22 protein-coding genes and 1 tRNA gene are annotated in these 19,831 nt (G+C 61.4%); 11 read left to right on the top strand and 12 right to left on the bottom strand.

What is annotated here, in order from left to right:
• Nucleotides 1-131: 131 nt before the first annotated feature.
• Complete coding sequence (gene ptsN / locus AB8A50_RS21785; RefSeq protein WP_089266376.1) at nt 132-593, top strand: PTS IIA-like nitrogen regulatory protein PtsN; 462 nt, start codon at nt 132-134, stop codon at nt 591-593.
• Between the two features lie 112 nt (nt 594-705).
• On the opposite strand, the gene AB8A50_RS21790 is transcribed toward ptsN, so the two are convergent.
• The 10 genes from AB8A50_RS21790 to AB8A50_RS21835 all read right to left on the bottom strand — a co-directional run bounded on the left by AB8A50_RS21790 (nt 706) and on the right by AB8A50_RS21835 (nt 9,445).
• Nucleotides 706-1,233 carry a hypothetical protein gene (locus AB8A50_RS21790; RefSeq protein WP_439078870.1) on the bottom strand — a complete coding sequence of 176 codons (528 nt, stop codon included), beginning with the start codon at nt 1,231-1,233 and terminating at the stop codon, nt 706-708.
• Nucleotides 1,234-1,265: 32 nt separating this feature from the next.
• Entirely contained in the window at nt 1,266-1,853 is a 588-nt protein-coding gene (locus tag AB8A50_RS21795) for a hypothetical protein (RefSeq protein WP_439078871.1), read from the bottom strand.
• A 358-nt stretch (nt 1,854-2,211) separates the two neighbouring features.
• The gene (locus AB8A50_RS21800) at nt 2,212-2,478 is read right to left on the bottom strand and encodes a DUF1150 family protein (protein WP_089266380.1); all 267 of its coding nucleotides are present in this window, start codon (nt 2,476-2,478) and stop codon (nt 2,212-2,214) included.
• A 107-nt stretch (nt 2,479-2,585) separates the two neighbouring features.
• Nucleotides 2,586-3,011: an Hsp20 family protein gene (locus tag AB8A50_RS21805; RefSeq protein ID WP_068730313.1), complete on the bottom strand. Its 426-nt coding sequence runs from the start codon at nt 3,009-3,011 to the stop codon at nt 2,586-2,588.
• 158 nt (nt 3,012-3,169) lie between these two features.
• Nucleotides 3,170-4,267, bottom strand: a complete 1,098-nt coding sequence (locus AB8A50_RS21810; RefSeq protein ID WP_439078872.1) for a sn-glycerol-3-phosphate import ATP-binding protein UgpC — start codon at nt 4,265-4,267, stop codon at nt 3,170-3,172.
• Between the two features lie 6 nt (nt 4,268-4,273).
• The gene (gene ugpE, locus AB8A50_RS21815; RefSeq protein ID WP_089266386.1) at nt 4,274-5,122 is read right to left on the bottom strand and encodes a sn-glycerol-3-phosphate ABC transporter permease UgpE; all 849 of its coding nucleotides are present in this window, start codon (nt 5,120-5,122) and stop codon (nt 4,274-4,276) included.
• On the bottom strand, nt 5,122-6,003 hold the full coding sequence (gene ugpA, locus AB8A50_RS21820) for a sn-glycerol-3-phosphate ABC transporter permease UgpA (protein ID WP_089266387.1): 882 nt from the start codon (nt 6,001-6,003) through the stop codon (nt 5,122-5,124). Before ugpA ends, ugpE begins: the two co-directional genes overlap by 1 nt.
• Before the next feature lie 105 nt (nt 6,004-6,108).
• The gene (ugpB, locus tag AB8A50_RS21825; protein ID WP_120287726.1) at nt 6,109-7,422 is read right to left on the bottom strand and encodes a sn-glycerol-3-phosphate ABC transporter substrate-binding protein UgpB; all 1,314 of its coding nucleotides are present in this window, start codon (nt 7,420-7,422) and stop codon (nt 6,109-6,111) included.
• 166 nt (nt 7,423-7,588) lie between these two features.
• Nucleotides 7,589-8,797: a CaiB/BaiF CoA transferase family protein gene (locus tag AB8A50_RS21830; protein ID WP_184512580.1), complete on the bottom strand. Its 1,209-nt coding sequence runs from the start codon at nt 8,795-8,797 to the stop codon at nt 7,589-7,591.
• 222 nt (nt 8,798-9,019) lie between these two features.
• Complete coding sequence (locus AB8A50_RS21835; protein ID WP_184512582.1) at nt 9,020-9,445, bottom strand: organic hydroperoxide resistance protein; 426 nt, start codon at nt 9,443-9,445, stop codon at nt 9,020-9,022.
• A gap of 161 nt (nt 9,446-9,606) precedes the next feature.
• Between AB8A50_RS21835 and AB8A50_RS21840 the strand changes: the two genes are divergently transcribed.
• Nucleotides 9,607-10,065 carry a MarR family winged helix-turn-helix transcriptional regulator gene (locus AB8A50_RS21840; protein WP_439078873.1) on the top strand — a complete coding sequence of 153 codons (459 nt, stop codon included), beginning with the start codon at nt 9,607-9,609 and terminating at the stop codon, nt 10,063-10,065.
• A 69-nt stretch (nt 10,066-10,134) separates the two neighbouring features.
• Here AB8A50_RS21840 and AB8A50_RS21845 read toward each other — a convergent pair.
• Together AB8A50_RS21845 and AB8A50_RS21850 are read right to left on the bottom strand one after the other, a co-directional pair.
• Nucleotides 10,135-10,210 (bottom strand) — tRNA-Ala (locus tag AB8A50_RS21845).
• An 81-nt stretch (nt 10,211-10,291) separates the two neighbouring features.
• On the bottom strand, nt 10,292-10,705 hold the full coding sequence (locus AB8A50_RS21850; RefSeq protein WP_068730321.1) for a TIGR02300 family protein: 414 nt from the start codon (nt 10,703-10,705) through the stop codon (nt 10,292-10,294).
• Nucleotides 10,706-10,852: 147 nt separating this feature from the next.
• Between AB8A50_RS21850 and aroA the strand changes: the two genes are divergently transcribed.
• The 9 genes from aroA to trpA all read left to right on the top strand — a co-directional run bounded on the left by aroA (nt 10,853) and on the right by trpA (nt 19,812).
• Nucleotides 10,853-12,202 carry a 3-phosphoshikimate 1-carboxyvinyltransferase gene (gene aroA / locus AB8A50_RS21855; RefSeq protein ID WP_176454678.1) on the top strand — a complete coding sequence of 450 codons (1,350 nt, stop codon included), beginning with the start codon at nt 10,853-10,855 and terminating at the stop codon, nt 12,200-12,202.
• Nucleotides 12,203-12,312: 110 nt separating this feature from the next.
• On the top strand, nt 12,313-12,951 hold the full coding sequence (gene cmk, locus AB8A50_RS21860; RefSeq protein WP_439078874.1) for a (d)CMP kinase: 639 nt from the start codon (nt 12,313-12,315) through the stop codon (nt 12,949-12,951).
• A gap of 262 nt (nt 12,952-13,213) precedes the next feature.
• A complete protein-coding gene (gene rpsA / locus AB8A50_RS21865; protein WP_068730324.1) occupies nt 13,214-14,917 on the top strand; it encodes a 30S ribosomal protein S1 in 1,704 nt (567 codons plus the stop codon).
• Between the two features lie 200 nt (nt 14,918-15,117).
• Nucleotides 15,118-16,098, top strand: coding sequence for a signal peptide peptidase SppA (gene sppA, locus AB8A50_RS21870; protein ID WP_120287731.1), 981 nt, complete (start codon nt 15,118-15,120; stop codon nt 16,096-16,098).
• Between the two features lie 161 nt (nt 16,099-16,259).
• Entirely contained in the window at nt 16,260-16,571 is a 312-nt protein-coding gene (locus AB8A50_RS21875; protein ID WP_089266402.1) for an integration host factor subunit beta, read from the top strand.
• Nucleotides 16,572-16,658: 87 nt separating this feature from the next.
• Nucleotides 16,659-17,048: a LapA family protein gene (locus AB8A50_RS21880; protein WP_439074084.1), complete on the top strand. Its 390-nt coding sequence runs from the start codon at nt 16,659-16,661 to the stop codon at nt 17,046-17,048.
• A 57-nt stretch (nt 17,049-17,105) separates the two neighbouring features.
• A complete protein-coding gene (locus AB8A50_RS21885) occupies nt 17,106-17,762 on the top strand; it encodes a phosphoribosylanthranilate isomerase (RefSeq protein ID WP_439078875.1) in 657 nt (218 codons plus the stop codon).
• On the top strand, nt 17,762-18,979 hold the full coding sequence (trpB, locus tag AB8A50_RS21890) for a tryptophan synthase subunit beta (protein ID WP_093757880.1): 1,218 nt from the start codon (nt 17,762-17,764) through the stop codon (nt 18,977-18,979). The genes AB8A50_RS21885 and trpB overlap by 1 nt, the downstream gene beginning before the upstream one ends.
• Complete coding sequence (gene trpA / locus AB8A50_RS21895) at nt 18,976-19,812, top strand: tryptophan synthase subunit alpha (RefSeq protein ID WP_439078876.1); 837 nt, start codon at nt 18,976-18,978, stop codon at nt 19,810-19,812. The genes trpB and trpA overlap by 4 nt, the downstream gene beginning before the upstream one ends.
• Nucleotides 19,813-19,831 lie beyond the last annotated feature (19 nt).

Consider the following 19,831-nt stretch of genomic DNA (forward strand, 5'->3'; position numbering starts at 1 on the left):
AGAGTACGTCCGGGCGTTCGCGCCCGGCGCGTTTTCCATCACAGGGAACGATGTCCCTTTCCAGTCTTTCTTGACGCTGCCGGTTTTGGTTCTAACTACCCGCTGACGGTCAAACATCCTCGGAACGGTCAATGACGATTACCGATCTGGTCGCGCCCGAGGCGATAATCCCGGCGTTGAAGGTCAACAGCAAGAAGCAGGCGCTGCAGGAGCTCGCTGCGCGCGCTTCCGCGCTCACCGGTCAGAACGACCGCGCCATTTTCGAGGTGCTGTTGCAGCGTGAGAAGCTCGGTACGACGGCCGTGGGCTATGGCGTTGCCATTCCGCATGGCAAGTTGCCGAAGCTCGACAAGCTGTTCGGCCTGTTTGCGCGCCTCGATCGTCCGATCGATTTCGAGGCCATGGACGGTCAGCCGGTCGATCTGGTGTTCCTGCTGCTGGCGCCGGAAGGTGCGGGCGCCGATCATTTGAAGGCGCTGGCGCGGATCGCACGTCTGCTGCGCGATCAGGACGTCGCCAAAAAGCTGCGTGCCTCCCGTGACGCGCAGGCGATTTATTCCGTGCTGGCTTTGCCGCCGGCGACAGCCGCCTAACCGGCTCATCTCGCAGCTTACGCTGGAATCGCCCGGTTGGACCGGGCGATTCTCCTACTCCGAACCAGATCCCTGCTTGCGCGGAGATAGAAGGCTGGTTGGCCTTGCCAGCTTACGCCGCGAATTCCTTGGCCGAGATTGGAGCGAGCGACTCGTTGCGCATCGCCTGCCGCGCGGTGATCGATGCGAGCTCGTTCATGGCCGCAGAGGCAGCTTCGGCTTGCGTTTCGGCACGGATCGATTCTGCTTCATCCGCTGCAGCGACTGCGCGCGATGATGCTGCCATCCGCAGTGCTGTCTGGATCTCGTTGGAATCCGCGCCGCTCTTGAGCAGCAGCAACGTCAGCAGCGCCTTGACGTCGGAATTCATCGCGTCTGCGCTCTGCTTCATGCGTCGCACGGCCGCTGACGTTTCAGGAACGTTGACGGCGGTTGCGGGACGAAGCTTGGCGACGTTGCTGCCTGAAGCTTCTATGCCCTGCATGCGCATCGGATTGGCATATTCTTCCGCCATCATTACCCGCGATGCGGCAGCAAGCTGCAGGGCATTGTGAATCTCCGGCGAACTGGTGCCGGTCTTCAGCAACAGCAAAGTGAGGAGAGCTTTGACGTCCGAGTTCATCGCGGCAGTGTTTTGCATTGTGTTCCTCGCTTGTGAGAAGAGTGACTGAGCTAGTTGAAACGTCGTCCGAACAGCTTTTCGAAGAAGGTTGGTTGTGGCGGCTCGGGGTGAGTGATTTCAGCGACGAGTTTGGGTGGCTTTGGGCGACGGACGTCACGCTTCACCCGCAGCTTTGACAGCAGCATGGTCGGCCCAGGCATGGCCGCGGGCTCGGCGAAGGTCGTGAGCGTGCCGTCCTCGAGGCTGCCGCGGATCAGGATTGGTGAGAGAAATATGGGATCTGCGAGTGCAGCAGCCGCCGCAAGGCGCGCGTTATTTAGAGTGCCGAGGCTCTGAACGGCCTCGATGCTCCATTGCCCGAGCGGCAAGCGGTCTGACTTGGTCACGAAAGGCGGGTTGCTATCGGGTGCGATGATGGGAGGGACGGTGCCGTCGGCGCGCATCAAGAATACGGTGGCAGCTGCGCAGCCCGGTGCAAAGACGAGGATCGCGAAACAGGCTGCGATCACTGGCCGACTATCAAAACCCCAGGAGCCGGTCCGGGGAACTGCCTCTGATTTCGGAGCGGTGATCGTTGCACCGAAGCTCCGTAGCAAGTCTTCGACTTGAACTATCTGGGCTTGTGTCGATCCATTCATGGCGACCTCGAATCTCAACATGACCAGATTTTCTCAAGTCATGGTGAATGCGTGGTCACCATTTTCTTCTGTGAAACGGCAGCAAAGATCAGGCGCAATGATGCCATCGCGTCGGATATCCAGATTGCTATTGATGGGGGGATCAGTTTTTCAGATGGCGCAGCGGATGAGAGGTCGCGTGCGAATCGATTGCGTCCGATAATGTACTCACGATATTGACGACGGGTTAAATAGATACCGCGTCATGCAAGCCGAGCGCCTGCGCGTGATGATCGTCGTTTTGGACGCTGGGATACTCGACATTGGGATACGCGGCTGTCACCGCGTATCCTGACGTCTGCATGCTGGCCAGTTCGGGTTAGTGAACGCTGACGGTCTGCAATTCCTGGCTCCATGCATTCGCGATCGCCGCTTCACGGCTGTCGGTGAGCATGATCGGCGTGCCGTCGGCGGCGTGCAGCGCGAACAGCTGCAATCCCGGCGCAATCTCCGGCGCCTGCGGGAACAGTCCCGGCACATCTTCCGAGCGAACCGGCTTCACATAGGCGATCATACCTTCGCCCAGATGCGCCAATGCTTCGGTGGTGACGGCGGCATTTTCATTGATCGTAACAACTTCAGTCATCGTCTCGACTCCTTCTATGAGATCAAGCGGTCGAGTCCGCTACTCGTTCCATACTCAGGATGCATGACCTGATCGAAAAACCGGAAACCAGTTTGTCGGGTCATGCATTATTCGTGCTCATTGATAGCGATTGTCTTAATGACCCTTTCAGGCTCAGGCCTGGCCAGATCAATCGACAACAGCCCGTTCTTCAGATCCGCACCCAGCACCAGCATCCCCTCTGCCAGCACGAAGGTGCGCTGGAAGTGGCGCGCGGCGATGCCGCGATGGATGTATTGCCGGGTCTTGTCGTCCTGCTGGCGGCCCCGGATCACGAGCTGGTTTTCCTCGGTGGTCACATCGAGCTGATCGCGGGTGAAACCTGCGACCGCCAGCGTGATCCGCAGGCGTTCGGGTTGACCGTTATTACGGTCGCACCGCTCGATGTTGTAAGGAGGATAACCGTCGGCACCTTTGACGACGCGATCGAGCGCACGCTCAATCTCGTCGAATCCCAAAAGGAACGGACTAGATAACGAAGGAACACGAGACATACCTACAAAGCCCTCTCGAAGCGACTTTGAGGGGCCCTCACGGCACCCCTGGCCAATCGGCACTCTGCCAACCGGTCAATCAACAATATGGGCATGCCAAAGCCCGGTTCAAGCACCTCTAAATTGCCGGGAAACCGTTACTAAGGCCTTGAAACCGATCAGATATCGATCCGATTGCGGCCATCGACGCTGAACAGGTGCAGTTTGTCGCGGGGAGCCGTGGCGCGGATCGAAGCACCGATGGCCGGGGCATCCTGGCCGGGGATACGCACGATGACCTCGCCCTCGGGCAGCTCGCCCGGAGTGGCGCTGACGGCCTTCTCGGCCCGCGCACGGGTGCCATAGACGAAGGTTTCCGCGCCGACCCGTTCGATGGCCTCGACCGTCAGGTTCAGCGTGATGCCGCCGTCAGTTGCGGCCGCGCCGGAAATCGTAAGGTCTTCCGGCCGGACGCCCAGGATACCGGCGTCGGCGGCGCCGCGGCTGTCGCCGGCGAACTGCGCACGGATCTCATTGCCGCCCAGCTTGATCAGGTTCATCGGTGGCGCGCCGATGAAGGAGGCGACGAAAGTGGTCGCCGGCTTGCGGTAGATATCGAGCGGACTGCCGATCTGCTCGACCTGGCCGCCGTTCATCACCACCAGAATATCCGCCAGCGTCATCGCCTCCAACTGATCGTGGGTGACGTAGATCGACGTTGTCTTGAGGCGACGTTGCAGCTTGCGGATTTCGACCCGCATGGCAACGCGCAGCTTGGCATCGAGATTGGACAGTGGCTCGTCGAACAGGAACACTTTCGGTTGCCGCACGATGGCGCGCCCCATGGCAACGCGCTGGCGCTGGCCGCCGGACAATTGTCTGGGCTTGCGATCGAGCATGCCGGCGAGTTCGAGTGTCTGAGCGGCTTCGCGTACGCGCGTATCGATCTCCGGCTTCGGCATGCCTCTGTTGCGCAGGCCGTAGGCCATGTTGTTGTAGACGCTCATATGCGGATAGAGCGCGTAATTCTGAAACACCATGGCGATGTCGCGATCCGCCGGCTCGATCTCGTTGACGATACGGCCGCCAATATCGACCTCGCCGGAGGTGACGGTTTCGAGGCCGGCAACCATGCGCAGCAAGGTTGACTTGCCGCAGCCGCTTGGTCCTACCAGCACGCAGAACTGGCCGTCGCCGATATCGAAATCGATGCCTTTGATGGCCTCGAAGCCGCCGGGATAGGTCTTGCGGACGTTGCGCAGCGAAACATTGGCCATCTGAACTTACTTCTCCGTCTCGACCAGGCCACGCACGAACAGCCGCTGCATGAACACCACCACGGCGACAGGAGGCACCATCGCAAGGATCGCCGTCGCCATCGCGAGCTGCCATTCGGCGAGTTCATCTGTCGTCGTCAGCATCTTCTTGATGCCGGTGACGATGGTCTGCATGGATTCCTGCGTCGTGATCAGCAGCGGCCACAGATACTGGTTCCAGCCATAGATGAACTGGATCACGAACAGCGCCGCCATCGTCGTCACCGACAGCGGCAGCAGCGTATCCTTGAAAAAGCGAAAGGGACCGGCGCCGTCGATGCGCGAGGCTTCGAGCAATTCATCGGGGATGGTCATGAAGAACTGGCGAAACAGCAGCGTGCCGGTGGCCGATGCGATCAGCGGCAGGATCAGCCCGGCATAGGTGTCGAGCATCTTCAGATCGGCGATCACCTTGTAGGTCGGATAGATGCGAACCTCGACCGGCAGCATCAGCGTCACGAAGATGATCCAGAACGCCGTCTGGCGGAACGGGAAACGGAAATACACCACCGCATAGGCGGAGAGGATCGAGATCACGATCTTGCCGAGCGCGATGCCCATTGCCATGACGAACGAGTTCATCAGCATATGGCCGACCGGCTCGCGGCTGGCGCGCGATCCGCCGACGAAGATGGCCCGGTAGTAGTTCTCCAGCGTATGGCTGCCCGGCAGCATTGGCATGTTGCCGTTGACCACCGTTGCTGCGTCATGGGTCGAGGCGATCAGCGCGACATAGACCGGGAACACGACGATGAACACGCCGAAAGTCAGGATCGCGTAAGCGAGGATGTCGTTCCAGCGGCGATGCTCGACCATCAGTACTGCACCTTGCGCTCGACGTAGCGAAACTGGATGGCCGTGAGCGCGATCACGATCACCATCAGGATCACCGACTGCGCTGCCGATCCGCCGAGGTCGCCGCCGAGCCTGCCGTCGGCATAGACCTTGTAGACCATGGTGGTCGTCGCCCCAGCCGGCCCGCCGCCGGTGACCGCGTCGATGATGCCGAAAGTGTCGAAGAAGACGTAGACGACGTTGACGACCAGCAGGAAGAACGTGGTCGGCGACAGCAACGGGAACGTGATCGTCCAGAATCGCCGATACGGTCCGGCGCCATCAATCGCCCCGGCCTCTAGTACGCTGCGCGGGATCGCCTGCAGGCCGGCCAGGAAGAACAGGAAATTATAGGCGATCTGCTTCCACACCGCGGCCATGACGACGAGCGCCATGGCGTGGTTGCCGTTCAACATCGGATTCCAGTTGAAGCCCATCATGCGCAGCGGCCGTGCCATGGTGCCGAGGGAGGGATGGAAGATGAACAGCCACAGCACGCCGGCGACGGCCGGCGCCACCGCATAGGGCCAGATCATCATGACCTTGAAGGTCGGTGCCGCTTTCAGATTCTTGTCGGCCTGGGTGGCGAACAACAATGCGATCGACAGCGAGAGCGCCGCGACCAGCGACGAGAACACCACGGTCGTCGCCATTGCCTTGTAGTATTCCGGCTGGGCAAGCAGCGCCTGATAGTTCTCCAGCCCGATGAATTCCGAGTTCAGGCCGAACGCGTCCTCGCGCAAAAACGATTGCCAGACAGCCTGGCTGGCCGGCCAGTAGAAAAACACCAGGGTGATGACCAGCTGCGGCACGAGCAACAAATATGGCAGCAGCTTACCCTTGAAGACCGCGGACTTTTCCATGCAGTTCGTCGTGCCCCAAAAAGCAGCCTCATTCTGCTCATGTCATCGCCCGTCCAAGCGCGCAATTGCGCGCGAGGCCGGGCAACGACAGCGTCCGCTTGAATACTACTTCGCAGTCTTTTCGAAGGTCCGCAACATGGCGTTGCCACGGCTTACGGCAGTATCGAGTGCCTGTTGTGCCGTCTTCTGGCCACCCAATGCAGCCTCAATCTCTTCGGACCAGATGTCTCGCAGTTGCACCATGTTGCCGAACCGCAGGCCGCGCGAATTTTCGGTCGGCTCCTTGTTCGTCAGCTCCTTCAGCGGGGTCTGCAGGATCGGGTTCTTGTCATAGAAGCCGTCGGCCTTGGTCTTTTCATAGGCGGCCTTGGTGATCGGCAGATAACCGGACTCCTGATGCAGCTTGGCCTGACGATCCGTGTCGGACAGGAAGCTGAAGAATTTTGCGATGCCCTTGTATTCCTCAGGCTTCTTGCCGCCCATCACCCATAGCGAAGCGCCGCCGATGATCGAATTCTGCGGCGCGCCGGTGACGTCGGGATAGTAGGGCATCGGCACCGAGGTAAAGGCGAATTTGGCGGTACCCTTCGCCGTCGCATAATAGCCGGACGAGGTCATGAAGAGCGGGCATTCGCCGGAGCCGAAGCGACTCTCGCTGGCATTGGCGCGACCGGAATAATCGTAGGTCTTGTCCTTTTGCAATTCGATCAGCGTCTGCAGATGTTTGACATGCAGTGGCGAGTTGAATTTCAGTTCGGTGTCGAAGCCGTCGAGTCCATTCGCCTTGGTGCCGATCGGCACGTTGTGCCATGCCGAGAACTGCTCGATATTGGCCCAGGTCGCCCAGGCGTTGGAGAAGCCGCAGGTCGCATAGCCGGCCGCCTTGAGCTTCTTGGCGCCCTCGAACACTTCGGGCCAGGTCTTGGGAATTTCGGCAATATTGGCCTTTTTCAGCGCATCCAGATTGACCCACATCACCATCGACGACGAGTTGAAGGGAAACGACAGCATTTCGCCCTTCGATGTCGAATAGTATCCGGTGATCGCGGGCAGATAGTTGTTTGGATCGAACGGCTCGCCCGCATCCTTCATCAGCTGGTAGACAGGTTTGACGGCGCCCTTGGCGCTCATCATGGTCGCGGTGCCGACCTCGAAGACCTGCAGGATGTGCGGTGCGGTGCCGGCGCGGAATGCTGCGATGCCGGCATTCATGGTGTCGGGATAGCTGCCCTTGAAGGTCGGGACCACCTTGTAGTCCGGTTGGCTGGCATTGAAGTCAGCCGCGAGCTTGTTGACGATGTCGTTGTTGCCGCCGGTCATCGCGTGCCACCACTGGATCTCGGTCACTGCATGCGCGGGCGAAGCGAGCGCCAGCGTGCATGCGAACAGAGTGGCGAGTGCGAATTGGGGGCGGATCATCCAGTTTCTCCCGTTAGCCGTCATCGTCTCGTTGCAACAAAGCTGCGCCGGATGACGTGCATGCGACATTTTGACAGCGCGGATGCTAGGCGGGAAATAGCGGCGTTGGGAAGCCGCAAAAAGTCGAAGACGAACGGGGCTGCGGATCGCGCAGCCCCGTGTTGTTTTATCGCTTGCGCTCGGAGCCGCTTACGGTTCCTTTGGCGACCAGCTCCTTGATTTCATCACCGGAGTAGCCGAACTCGGTGAGGATCTCGTTGAAGTGCTCGTTGAACTTCGGCGGCACGTGGCGCAGGCTCGCTTTGGTGCGGTCGAAGCGGACCGGCGAGGCGACGCCCTTGTACCAGTCCTTCTCGATGATATCGCCGCGATGCTTCGTGTGCGCATTGGCGAGCGCCTTGTCGATCGACTGCACCGGGCCTGCCGGTAGGCCAGCGCCGAGCAGGCGCTCGCACAGCGGTGCACTGTCGTGATCCTTCAGGATCGCTTCCAACTCGGCACGCAGCGCATCGCGATTCTGCACGCGGTCACGGTTGCGTGCGAAGCGCACGTCCGTGCCGAGTTCCGGCTTGCCAAGTTCGCGGCACAGCTTGCGGAAGGTGCCGTCATTGCCGACGCCCATGAAGATGTTGCCGTCGCGGGCAGCGAACACGGCATAGGGCACCAGGTTCGGATGCTCGTTGCCGGTCAGCGCCGGCGGCTTGCCGCCATTATAGAAATAGTTCGCGGTATGCGGATGCATGATCGCGAGACCGGTTTCGTACAATGTCGCCTCGACGAATTGACCGAGCCCCGATTTGGCACGCTCGGCGAGCGCCATCAGGATGCCGACGCAGGCATAGAGACCGGTCGCCATGTCGACGAGCGCGACGCCGATGCGGGTCGGGCCGCTCTCCTGCGAGCCGGTCGATGCCATCAAGCCAACCATCGACTGGATGATCGCGTCATAGCCGGGATGGCCGCCATGCGGGCCGTCGCCGCCGAAGCCGGAGATGCGGCAATGGATCAGCTGCGGGAATTTCTCGCGCAGGAAATCGTTGCCGATGCCCCATTTGTCGAGCGTGCCGGGCTTGAAGTTCTCGATCATCACGTCGGCATTTTCGAGCATCCGCATCAGCACCGTGCGGCCGCCCTCGGAGGCGAGGTCGAGACCGATCGAGCGCTTGTTGCGGTTGGTGCCGATGAAATAGGCCGCATCGTCGTCGTGGAAGGGGGGGCCCCAGTCGCGCGTCTCGTCGCCGGCCGGCGGCTCGACCTTGACGACGTCAGCGCCGTGGTCGGCCAGGATCTGGGTGCAATAGGGTCCGCCAAGAACGCGCGACAGATCGATCACGCGCAGGCCGGCAATCGCGCCGGGAGCTATGGGCAAGCTCATTCAATCAGCCTTCTCTCAAGTGTCGTTGGGATATTTTTATGCCAGAGAGCATGTAAGGGCTGTCAGAGCTAGCGGGCTTCCGGCTGGTCAGCAATGGCCTTGTCCGGGCAGCGGCTATGGCCAGAGCGAGGGTATGGCGCAACCGCCAGACGAACGCGAACGGGCTCGGCCGATGGCCGAGCCCGTTCGTATCGAGAGTTAGTTTGTTTGCGTCGTTGTGACTCAGACGATCACGGTGCGGACGTCGATATTGCCGCGTGTGGCGTTGGAATACGGGCAGACCTGATGCGCTTTCTCGACCAGCGCTTCAGCTTCTGCGCGCGGCAAGCCCGGGAGTGAGACCGCGAGTTCGACATCGAGGCCGAAACCGCCAGCCGAGCGCGGGCCGATGCCGACGGTGGAGGTGACCGACACATCGGCGGGCACCTTGGGGCCGCCCTGCGAGCCCACGAACTTCATCGCGCCGATGAAACAGGCAGCATAGCCGGCCGCGAACAGCTGCTCGGGATTGTTGCCGGCGCCGCCGGCGCCGCCGAGTTCCTTCGGCGTGGTGAGCTTGACGTCGAGCGCGCCATCGAGGGTTGCGGCATGGCCATCGCGGCCGCCGGTTGCCTTGGCGCTGGTCTTGTAGAGCACGTTGACAGACATGGTGGATCTCCTCGTTGTTTGTGTCTTGCCCTATTATAATTGCGCACAATTAGATTGTGTGCAATCCATAAAATGTGCGACGCAATCGAATTGTGCTCAACTGATCGTGAAGGGGTTGGGGTCTGGCGTCAGCTGTGGCCAAATAAGCTCCGGAGATCATCATGGCCAAGAAACCCGCACCTGTTCCGCTGCTGCAGCTCGATAACCAGCTCTGCTTTGCCGTCTATTCGACCGGCCACGCGTTCAACCGCGTCTACAAGCCGTTGCTGGACCGATTGAAGCTGACCTATCCGCAATATCTGGCGATGCTGGTGCTGTGGGAGCAGGACAATGTGCCTGTGAAGGACATCGGCGAGCGGCTGTTTCTGGATTCCGGCACGCTGACGCCGCTGTTGAAGCGGCTGGAAGCGGCCGGCCTGATCAAACGCACCCGCAGCATCGAAGACGAGCGGCAGATGCTGATCGCATTGACGGCGCAAGGTCAGGCACTGCGTGAAAAAGCCAAGGCCGTACCACAGGGAATCCTCGCGGCGTCAGCCTGCACGGTCGGTGAAATGGCCGCGATGAAAAATGACCTCGTGGCGCTACGTGATCGGCTGAACGCGGCGCTGGGGGATTAGCGCGATCATTCTCTACGAGGATTAGTTGGTACGGCTTGCCGAGCCGAAGCTCGCGAAGCGAGCGAAGGATGGTGGAGCCAGGCGGGATCGAACCGCCGACCTCTTGCATGCCATGCAAGCGCTCTCCCAGCTGAGCTATGGCCCCAATACCTGCGACGCACTGGGTGGGGCGTCGCGCGGCAAACCAAGATCACATATCAGGAGTGATCTCAAGTCTCTTCTGAGCTTAACTTTCTTCGTCGCCCGAGACGTCGCCGATGATGTCGGTCACGTCCTCATCGCCTTCTTCTTCGTCGGCAATGAAGGTCGAATCATCGTCCTCATCGTCATCGATGGTGTCATCGACTTCGATATCGTCCTCGGATTCCAGCACGGCAGCCTTCTTGCCGGTATTTTCCTCGGCGTCGGCTTCCTCCAGCGAGACCAATTCTTCGCTCTCGGCGGCTTCCGGAGTTTCTGCGGCGGCAGATGCTGCAGCTGCGCGTGCGGCTGCATCCGCGCGGGTCCGCGGCGGCGCAATCGGCGCAATCGGCACAACCTCGCCCGTATAAGGCGAAATCACCGGGCTCTTGTTGAGGTCGTAGAACTTCTTGCCCGTCGTGGGGCAAATGCGTTTGGTTCCGAGATCGGATTTGGCCACGTGAAGGGTCCTGGGGATTTTTTGAAAAACGGTGCTTCACTTGGCTAGTTGACGCGCCCCTGTCAATAGCGGTTTGCGTGAGAATGACCGCTGCGTGACGCAGCGTGGCTCATATGCTACGAGCCGCCTGCGCGAAGGAACACAATCTTGACCCAATCAGACACAGCCGCCGCCCAGCCGACCCCGCTGACAGCGCGAAAATCCGGTGCCCTGCGCGGCTCTGCCCGCGTGCCCGGCGACAAGTCGATCTCGCACCGGGCCCTTATTCTGGGTGCGCTGGCGGTCGGCGAGACCCGGATCACGGGGCTGCTGGAAGGCGAGGACGTCCTGAATACCGCCAAATCGATGCAGGCGCTGGGCGCCAAGGTCGAACGAACAGGCGATTTTGCGTGGAAGGTCAACGGCGTCGGCGTTGCCGGCTTCGCCGCGCCCAAGGCGCCGCTGGATTTCGGCAATTCGGGTACCGGGTGCCGGCTGGTGATGGGGGCTGTCGCGGGCTGTCCGATCGAGGCGACATTCGATGGCGACGCGTCGCTGCGCAGCCGACCGATGCGCAGGATCGTTGATCCGTTGGAGCTGATGGGCGCCAAGGTCACCGCGAGCGAGGACGGCGGGCGTCTGCCGCTGACGCTCAAAGGCGCGCGTGATCCGCTGCCGATCGTCTATCGCACCCCGGTCGCCTCCGCCCAGATCAAGTCAGCCGTGCTGCTGGCCGGCCTGTCGGCCCCGGGCACCACCACGGTCATCGAGACCGAGGCCAGCCGGGACCACACCGAGCTGATGCTCAAGCATTTCGGCGCCGAGATTACTTCCGAAAAAGAAGGCGCGCACGGCCGCAAGATCACGCTCACCGGCCAGCCCGAATTGAAGGGTGCCGATGTCGTGGTGCCGGCAGATCCGTCCTCCGCAGCATTCCCGATGGTTGCGGCATTGATCGTGCCGGGCTCCGAGATCGTGCTCACCGATGTGATGACCAATCCGCTGCGCACCGGACTGTTCACGACGTTGCGCGAGATGGGCGCATCCATCGAGGAAAGCGATATCCGCGGCGATGCCGGCGAACCGATGGCGCAGTTCCGGATCACAGCGTCGAAGCTGCACGGCGTCGAAGTGCCGCCGGAGCGCGCGCCGTCGATGATCGATGAATATCTGGTGCTGGCGGTGGCTGCGGCTTTCGCAGAGGGCACGACCATCATGCGCGGGCTGCAGGAGCTGCGTGTGAAGGAATCCGACCGTCTGGAAGCCACTGCGGCGATGCTGCGGGTCAACGGCGTCAATGTCGAGATCGTTGGCGACGACCTCATCGTGCACGGCAATGGCCGTGTTGCCGGTGGCGGCCTCGTTGCCACCCATATGGATCACCGCATCGCCATGTCGGCGCTGGCCATGGGCCTCGCTTCCGACAGACCGGTGACCATCGATGACACGACATTCATCGCCACCAGCTTCCCCGATTTCATCCCGATGATGCGTCGGCTGGGTGCTGATTTCTCCTGAGGTTGCCGGCGTGGATATTTCCGGAGACGGGTGCTAAGCCCGCGCAGGTCGCGCGAGCTTGACTCCCGATCCACCGCCATTCATCGTGACAAGACGAGCACGCGCAACGCATGATTATTGCTATCGACGGTCCCGCCGCATCCGGAAAAGGCACGCTGGGCAAACGGCTTGCGCACCATTACGGTTACCGGCACCTCGATACCGGCGTGATCTATCGCGCGGTCGCCAAGGCGATGCTCGATCTTGGCGCGGACCTGACCGATGAGGCGCAGGCCGTGGCTGTCGCCAGTGAGCTCGATCCCGAGAAATTCGGCAATCCGGCGCTGAAGACCCAGGAAGTCGGTGATGCGGCCTCTGTGGTCTCGGCCATCCCCCGGGTGCGGGAGGTCCTTTTGAACTTCCAGCGGCGTTTTGCCGAGGATCCGCCGGGTGCGGTGCTCGACGGCCGGGACATTGGAACCGTGATCTGCCCCCATGCCGACGTGAAGATCTTCGTCGTCGCCGATGCCAAGGTCCGCGCCCGCCGGCGCACCCTGGAGGCTCTCGGACGGGGCGAGGTGGCCGATGAGGCCGCCGTGCTGGCGGATATCATCAGGCGCGACGAACGCGACCAGAACCGCCCGATTGCGCCTCTGAAGCCGGCCACGGATGCATACTTGCTGGATAACTCCAATTTGGATATAGAAGGCGGCGTCCGGGCCGCCATCGACATTGTCGAGGCCGTCCGAGCGGGCCGGCAACGGGTCTGATTTTTCTTTCTTTCCGAAAGACGTCAGACAAAACCGTTGCCGTCATTGGAGGAAAGCCCGCTCCCGATCTCGAGCTGCGATACGCGCTTCAGGCTCCGGACACCATCAAGACCCTACCCACGTTTCGATCGTGAAGGCATGCTGCCGGCCCGTTCTTGCATCCTCCTGCAAGGCGGTCGTTAGAGGTTGCGGACCCCTGACACTTCACATTTGAGACGCCCATTAACCCGAACGGCCGGCGATACCCGCATCTGGAGAACAAATGGCTTCGACTGCTTCTTCGTATAATCCTTCCCGCGATGATTTCGCGGCAATGCTCGACGAGTCCTTCGCGGGCGGCAACCTTCAGGAAAGCTCTGTCATCAAGGGCATCGTGGTTGCGATTGAAAAGGACATGGCCGTCATCGACGTCGGCCTGAAGACTGAAGGCCGTGTGGCACTGCGCGAATTCGCCGGTCCCGGCCGTGACAGCGAACTCAAGGTCGGCGACGAAGTCGAAGTGTTCCTCGACCGGATCGAAAACGCACTGGGCGAAGCCGTTCTGTCGCGCGACAAGGCCCGCCGCGAAGAGAGCTGGGGCAAGCTCGAGAAGGCCTTCAACAACAACGAGAAGGTTCACGGCGTCATCTTCAACCAGGTCAAGGGTGGCTTCACCGTCGATCTCGACGGCGCAGTGGCCTTCCTGCCGCGTTCGCAGGTGGACATTCGTCCGATCCGCGACGTCGCCCCGCTGATGAACAACTCGCAGCCGTTCCAGATCCTCAAGATGGATCGCCGCCGCGGCAACATCGTCGTGTCGCGTCGCACGGTTCTCGAAGAGACCCGCGCCGAACAGCGTCAGGAACTGGTCCAGAACCTCGAAGAGGGTCAGGTCATCGACGGCGTCGTCAAGAACATCACCGATTACGGTGCGTTCGTTGACCTCGGCGGTATCGACGGCCTGCTGCACGTCACCGATATCGCGTGGCGCCGCGTCAACCATCCGACCGAAGTGCTCACCATCGGTCAGACGGTCAAGGTCAAGATCATCAAGATCAACCACGAGACCCACCGTATCTCGCTCGGCATGAAGCAGCTGCTCGACGATCCGTGGCAGGGCATCGAGGCGAAGTACCCGCTGAACGCACGCTTCTCGGGGCGCGTCACCAACATCACCGACTACGGCGCATTCGTCGAACTGGAGCCGGGCATCGAAGGCCTGATCCACGTGTCGGAGATGTCGTGGACCAAGAAGAACATGCACCCCGGCAAGATCGTTTCGACCTCGCAGGAAGTCGAAGTGCAGGTTCTCGAAGTCGATAGCGTCAAGCGCCGCATTTCGCTCGGTCTCAAGCAGACCATGCGCAATCCGTGGGAAGTGTTCGTCGAGAAGTTCCCGGTCGGTTCGACCGTCGAAGGCGAAGTCAAGAACAAGACCGAGTTCGGTCTGTTCCTGGGTCTCGAAGGCGACGTGGACGGCATGGTCCATCTCTCCGACCTCGACTGGAAGCAGCCGGGCGAGCAGGTCATCGACAACTTCAAGAAGGGCGACATGGTCAAGGCCATCGTCCTCGACGTGGATGTCGAGAAGGAGCGCATCTCGCTCGGCGTCAAGCAGCTCGAAGGCGATCCCTTCGCAGAGCCGGGCGACGTCAAGAAGGGCGCTGTCGTGACTTGCGAAGTGATCGAAGTGAAGGAATCCGGCATCGACGTTCAGATCGCCGGCACCGACTTCACGACCTTCATCAAGCGTTCGGAACTGGCGCGTGAGCGTTCGGATCAGCGCGCTGAGCGTTTCGCCGTCGGCGAGAAGGTCGATGCCCGCGTGATCCAGTTCGACAAGAAGGCCCGCAAGGTCCAGGTGTCGATCAAGGCTCTCGAAGTGGCAGAAGAGAAGGAAGCCATCGCGCAGTACGGATCGTCGGATTCGGGCGCGACCCTCGGCGACATTCTCGGCAAGGCGCTCAAGCAGAGCACCGACAAGTAAGCGCGCAAGTAAGTTTCGACTCACTTGTTGCTACCAATTGGGGCCCCGGTTTCACCGGGGCCCTTTTTGCTGTTTCGACCATGTTTTCTTCATATTGCCTCGCAATTGATGTATTTGAGATACCTCAAGTAAACGCTGCCCGGACGACAGATGCAGCATCCGCCAGACGCAGCCCTCGCCGAGGGCTTAGGAGATTTCCGATGTCGCTTGATTCCGATGTGATCGTCGATCGCCGCAGGATACGTCGCAAGCTGACGTTCTGGCGCGTGGCAGCGGTGCTGGCCGCGGTCGCTGCTGTGGTCGTCGTCGGCGTCGTCGTGACACGGTCGGGCTCCGAGGCGCTGTCGTCGTCGGGGGCGATTGCGCGCATCAAGATCGAGGGCCTGATCCAGAGCAACAATGATCGCGTCGAGGCGCTGGAGCGGCTGGAGAAGTCATCCGCGGCAGCGGTGGTGGTACATATCAATTCGCCGGGCGGCACCACGGCTGGCTCCGAGCAGCTCTATGACGCGCTGATGCGCCTCAAGGCCAAGAAACCGATGGTCGTTGTCGTCGAGGGCCTGGCCGCATCGGGCGGCTACATCGCGGCACTCGCATCCGACCATATCGTTGCGCAGCAGAGTTCGCTGGTCGGCTCCATCGGTGTTCTGTTCCAGTTTCCCAATTTCACGGGGTTGATGAAGACCGTCGGTGTCGAGGTCGAGCAGGTCAAATCCTCGCCCCTGAAGGCGGCGCCCAATGGTTTCGAGCCGACCAGCCCGGAGGCGCGGGCAGCGCTGGAATCGCTGGTGAAGGACTCCTATGGCTGGTTCCGTGGGCTTGTGCAGAGCCGCCGCGCCATGGATGACGCGCAACTACAGAAAGTCGCCGATGGCCGTGTTTTTACGGGGCGCCAGGCCGTGGACCTCAAGCTGATTGATCAGCTTGGCGACGAGAAAGCCGCCGTGGCGTGGCTGGTAGCCGAGAAGAAGATCAAGAGCGACCTGCCGGTTCGCGACTTCAAGCTGACGCCTAAATTCAGCGATTTCACCTTCCTGCGCGCTGCTGCGACGATCACACTCGATGCAGTGGGTCTCAACGCGATCGCGCGGCAGGTCGAGCAGGCGGGCCTCGCGCAGGCCATGGACGGCTTCGGTCTCGATGGCATGCTGGCGCTGTGGCGGCCGGCCACCACCAACTAGGGAACTGCTCGTCCTGTTCTTTCCGCACTGCAAGGAAGGCTGCAACAACGGTTTCGGGCATTTGTCACGCATTTTCGAAGGTGCCCGAATTCATTTAGCGTCTTGACAGTTCAAGGCATTTTCACGGAAATGCATCCTCCCGTTCAGAGTCCAACGTCTCGATGATCAAATCCGAACTCGTTCAACGCATCGCTGAGCATAACCCGCACCTCTACCAGCGGGATGTTGAGAACATCGTGAATGCGATTCTCGATGAGATCGTGGCTGCGCTGGCACGCGGTGACCGTGTCGAACTTCGCGGCTTCGGTGCATTCTCGGTGAAGCATCGCCCCGCCCGCGCAGGCCGCAATCCGCGGACTGGCGAGCATGTTCCGGTAGACCAGAAGAGTGTTCCGTTCTTCAAGACCGGCAAGGAAATGCGCGAGCGGCTCAACCGTGAGAATGGTGCGCCGGAAGCCAGCGCGGCGTCATAAGGAACTTTGAGGTAGCGCGTATTCGGGCCGACAGGTCTGAGCCAATTAGCGGCATGCGCGCCCGCATCGCCTTCGCGAGAGACGTTGATGCGCAAATTCTTCTCAGCCCTGGTGATCATCCCCCTCGCGATCGTCTTCGTCGTGTTCGCCGTCGCCAACCGTCATATGGTCACGGTCTCCTTCGATCCGTTCAACAGCAGCGATCCCGCGGTCGGTGCCACGTTGCCGCTATTCGTTGTGATCATCCTGTCGGCCATCCTGGGCGTCATCGCAGGGGGAATGGCGACCTGGTTCAGGCAAGGGCACTGGCGCCGCGCAGCACGTCAGCATGAGGCCGATATCAGGCGGGCCCGTGCAGAACTGGCCGATCTGCGCGCCCATACCGCGACCACGTCACGGAACGGTGTGCAGCGGCTTCCGGCGCCGGGTTCCTCCTATATGGCCGGTGAGCGAGACAAGTCCGGCGCGACGTTGTAGAACCCCGCGCATAGGCTTTTCCTGCCATTCCCGGTATTGCCAGCGGCCATTTGAAGCATGTCTCTGATCGTCAAAATTTGCGGCCTGTCCACTCCCGAGACGCTCGATGCGGCTCTGGTCGGCGGCGCGGATATGGTCGGCTTCGTGTTCTTTCCGCCGTCGCCGCGTCACGTCACGCTCGACGTTGCGCGGGCTTTGGGCAGGCAGGCGAAGGGCCGTGCCGTGAAGGTCGCACTGTCGGTCGATGCCGATGACGCGGATCTTGAAAACAGTATCGATGCCTTGAAGCCCGATATCCTGCAGCTCCATGGCAAGGAGAGTGTGGCGCGGGTGCGCGATATCAAACAGAAGTTCGGCCTTCCTGTGATGAAAGCGCTCGCCGTCGAGACCCGGGCCGATCTCGCTGCATTGCCCGGCTATGCCGCGGTCTGCGATCGCATCCTGTTCGATGCCAAACCGCCGAAGGATGCAACGCGTCCGGGTGGTCTCGGCGCGGTCTTCGACTGGTATCTGCTCGAAGGCCTCGATCTGAAGCTGCCCTTCATGGTATCGGGCGGCCTCACTGCCGCCAATGTCGCCGAGGCCCTGCGCATCACGCGGGCAGGCGGTGTCGATATTTCGTCCGGCGTGGAAAGCGCGCCGGGCATCAAGGATCCCGACATGATCCGCGCTTTCATCCGCGCCGCGCGCGCAACGGAAGAGTTGACGATCTGATGACTCAAGCCATTCCCAATTCCTATCGGTCCGGTCCCGACGACACCGGTCACTTCGGCATTTTCGGCGGCCGCTTCGTCGCCGAGACGCTGATGCCGCTGATCCTCGACCTGCAGAAGGCCTATGAGGACGCCAAGGCCGATCCCGCCTTCCGCAAGGAGATGGATGGTTATCTCAAGGCCTATGTCGGCCGCCCGTCGCCGCTCTATTTCGCGGAACGTCTCACCGAGCATCTCGGCGGCGCAAAAATCTATCTGAAGCGCGAGGAGTTGAATCACACCGGCTCGCACAAGGTGAACAACGTGCTCGGCCAGATCATGGTTGCGCGCCGCATGGGCAAGAAGCGCATCATTGCCGAGACCGGCGCCGGCCAGCATGGCGTGGCGACGGCGACGCTCTGCGCCCGCTTCGGTCTCGAATGCATCGTCTATATGGGTGCCGTGGACGTCGCGCGTCAGCAGCCCAATGTGATCCGCATGGAAATGCTCGGCGCCAAGGTGGTGCCGGTGCAGGTTGGTGCGCGCACGCTGAAGGATGCGATGAACGAGGCGCTACGCGACTGGGTCACCAATGTGCATAACACGTTCTATTGCATCGGCACCGTCGCCGGCCCGCATCCCTATCCGATGATGGTGCGCGACTTCCAGTCGATCATCGGCGAGGAAACTCGTGTGCAGATGCAGGAGATCGAAGGTCGCCTGCCGGATTCGCTGATCGCCTGCATAGGCGGCGGCTCCAATGCGATGGGGCTCTTCCATCCGTTTCTCGACGATCCATCGGTTGATATCTACGGCGTCGAAGCGGCGGGCCACGGGCTCACCAACCTGCACGCCGCATCGATTGCTGGCGGCCGTCCCGGCGTGCTGCATGGCAACCGTACCTATCTCTTGATGGATGAAGACGGCCAGATCCAGGAGGGCCATTCGATCTCCGCGGGCCTCGATTATCCTGGCATCGGCCCCGAACATTCGTGGCTGCATACGATCGGCCGCGTGAAGTATCTGTCGGCGACGGATGAAGAAGCGCTCACCGCATTTCAGCTGCTGTCGAAACTCGAAGGCATCATCCCGGCACTGGAGCCGGCGCATGCCCTCGCGAAGGTGAGCGAACTCGCGCCAACGCTGCCGAAGGATCACCTGATGGTCGTCAACCTCTCCGGCCGCGGCGACAAAGACGTCCCGCAGGTCGGCGATATCCTGAAGGGCAGGCAGTCGTGACCACCCGCATCGATACCCGTTTCGCCGAACTCAAAGCCGAAGGCCGCGCGGCTTTCGTGACTTTCGTGATGGCCGGCGATCCCGATCCCGCCACTGCGCTGGAAATCGTCAAGGCGCTGCCGAAGGCCGGCGCCGATATCATCGAGATCGGCATGCCCTTCACCGATCCGATGGCTGACGGCCCGTCGATCCAGGCCGCGGGCCTGCGCGCGCTGCAGGCCGGCATGACGCTGAAGAAGACGCTGCAGCTCGTGCGCGACTTCCGCAGCTCCGACAACAAGACGCCGATCGTGCTGATGGGCTACTACAATCCGATCTATATCTACGGCGTCGATAAATTCCTGCCCGACGCAAAGGCTGCCGGCGTCGATGGTCTGATCATCGTCGATTTGCCGCCGGAAGAAGACGCTGAGCTCTGCCTGCCGGCAATCAAAGCCGGATTGAACTTCATCCGCCTGGCCACGCCGACCACCGATGACAAGCGCCTCCCGGCGGTGCTCGCGAACACCTCGGGCTTCGTCTATTACGTCTCGGTCACCGGCATCACTGGCTCGGCCAGCGCGGATTCATCCGCCGTGAGCACGGCTGTGGCGCGGATCAAGCGTCATACGAAGCTCCCGGTCTGCGTCGGTTTTGGCATCCGGACGCCGGAAGCCGCGCATGACATCGCCCGGCATGCCAATGGCGCCGTGGTTGGTACCGCGCTGATCGATGCGCTGAAAGGCTCGCTGGACGCCGATGGCAAGGCCACGGCCAAGACTGTCAGTGCGGTCGCCGATCTGGCCGCAGCCCTCGCCCAGGGCGTTCATGGGGCCAAACAGGCTGCGGAATAAGCCACAATTGGCCTCCATC

The organism is Tardiphaga sp. 841_E9_N1_2 (assembly GCF_051811065.1).
GTDB classification, from domain to species: domain Bacteria; phylum Pseudomonadota; class Alphaproteobacteria; order Rhizobiales; family Xanthobacteraceae; genus Tardiphaga; species Tardiphaga robiniae.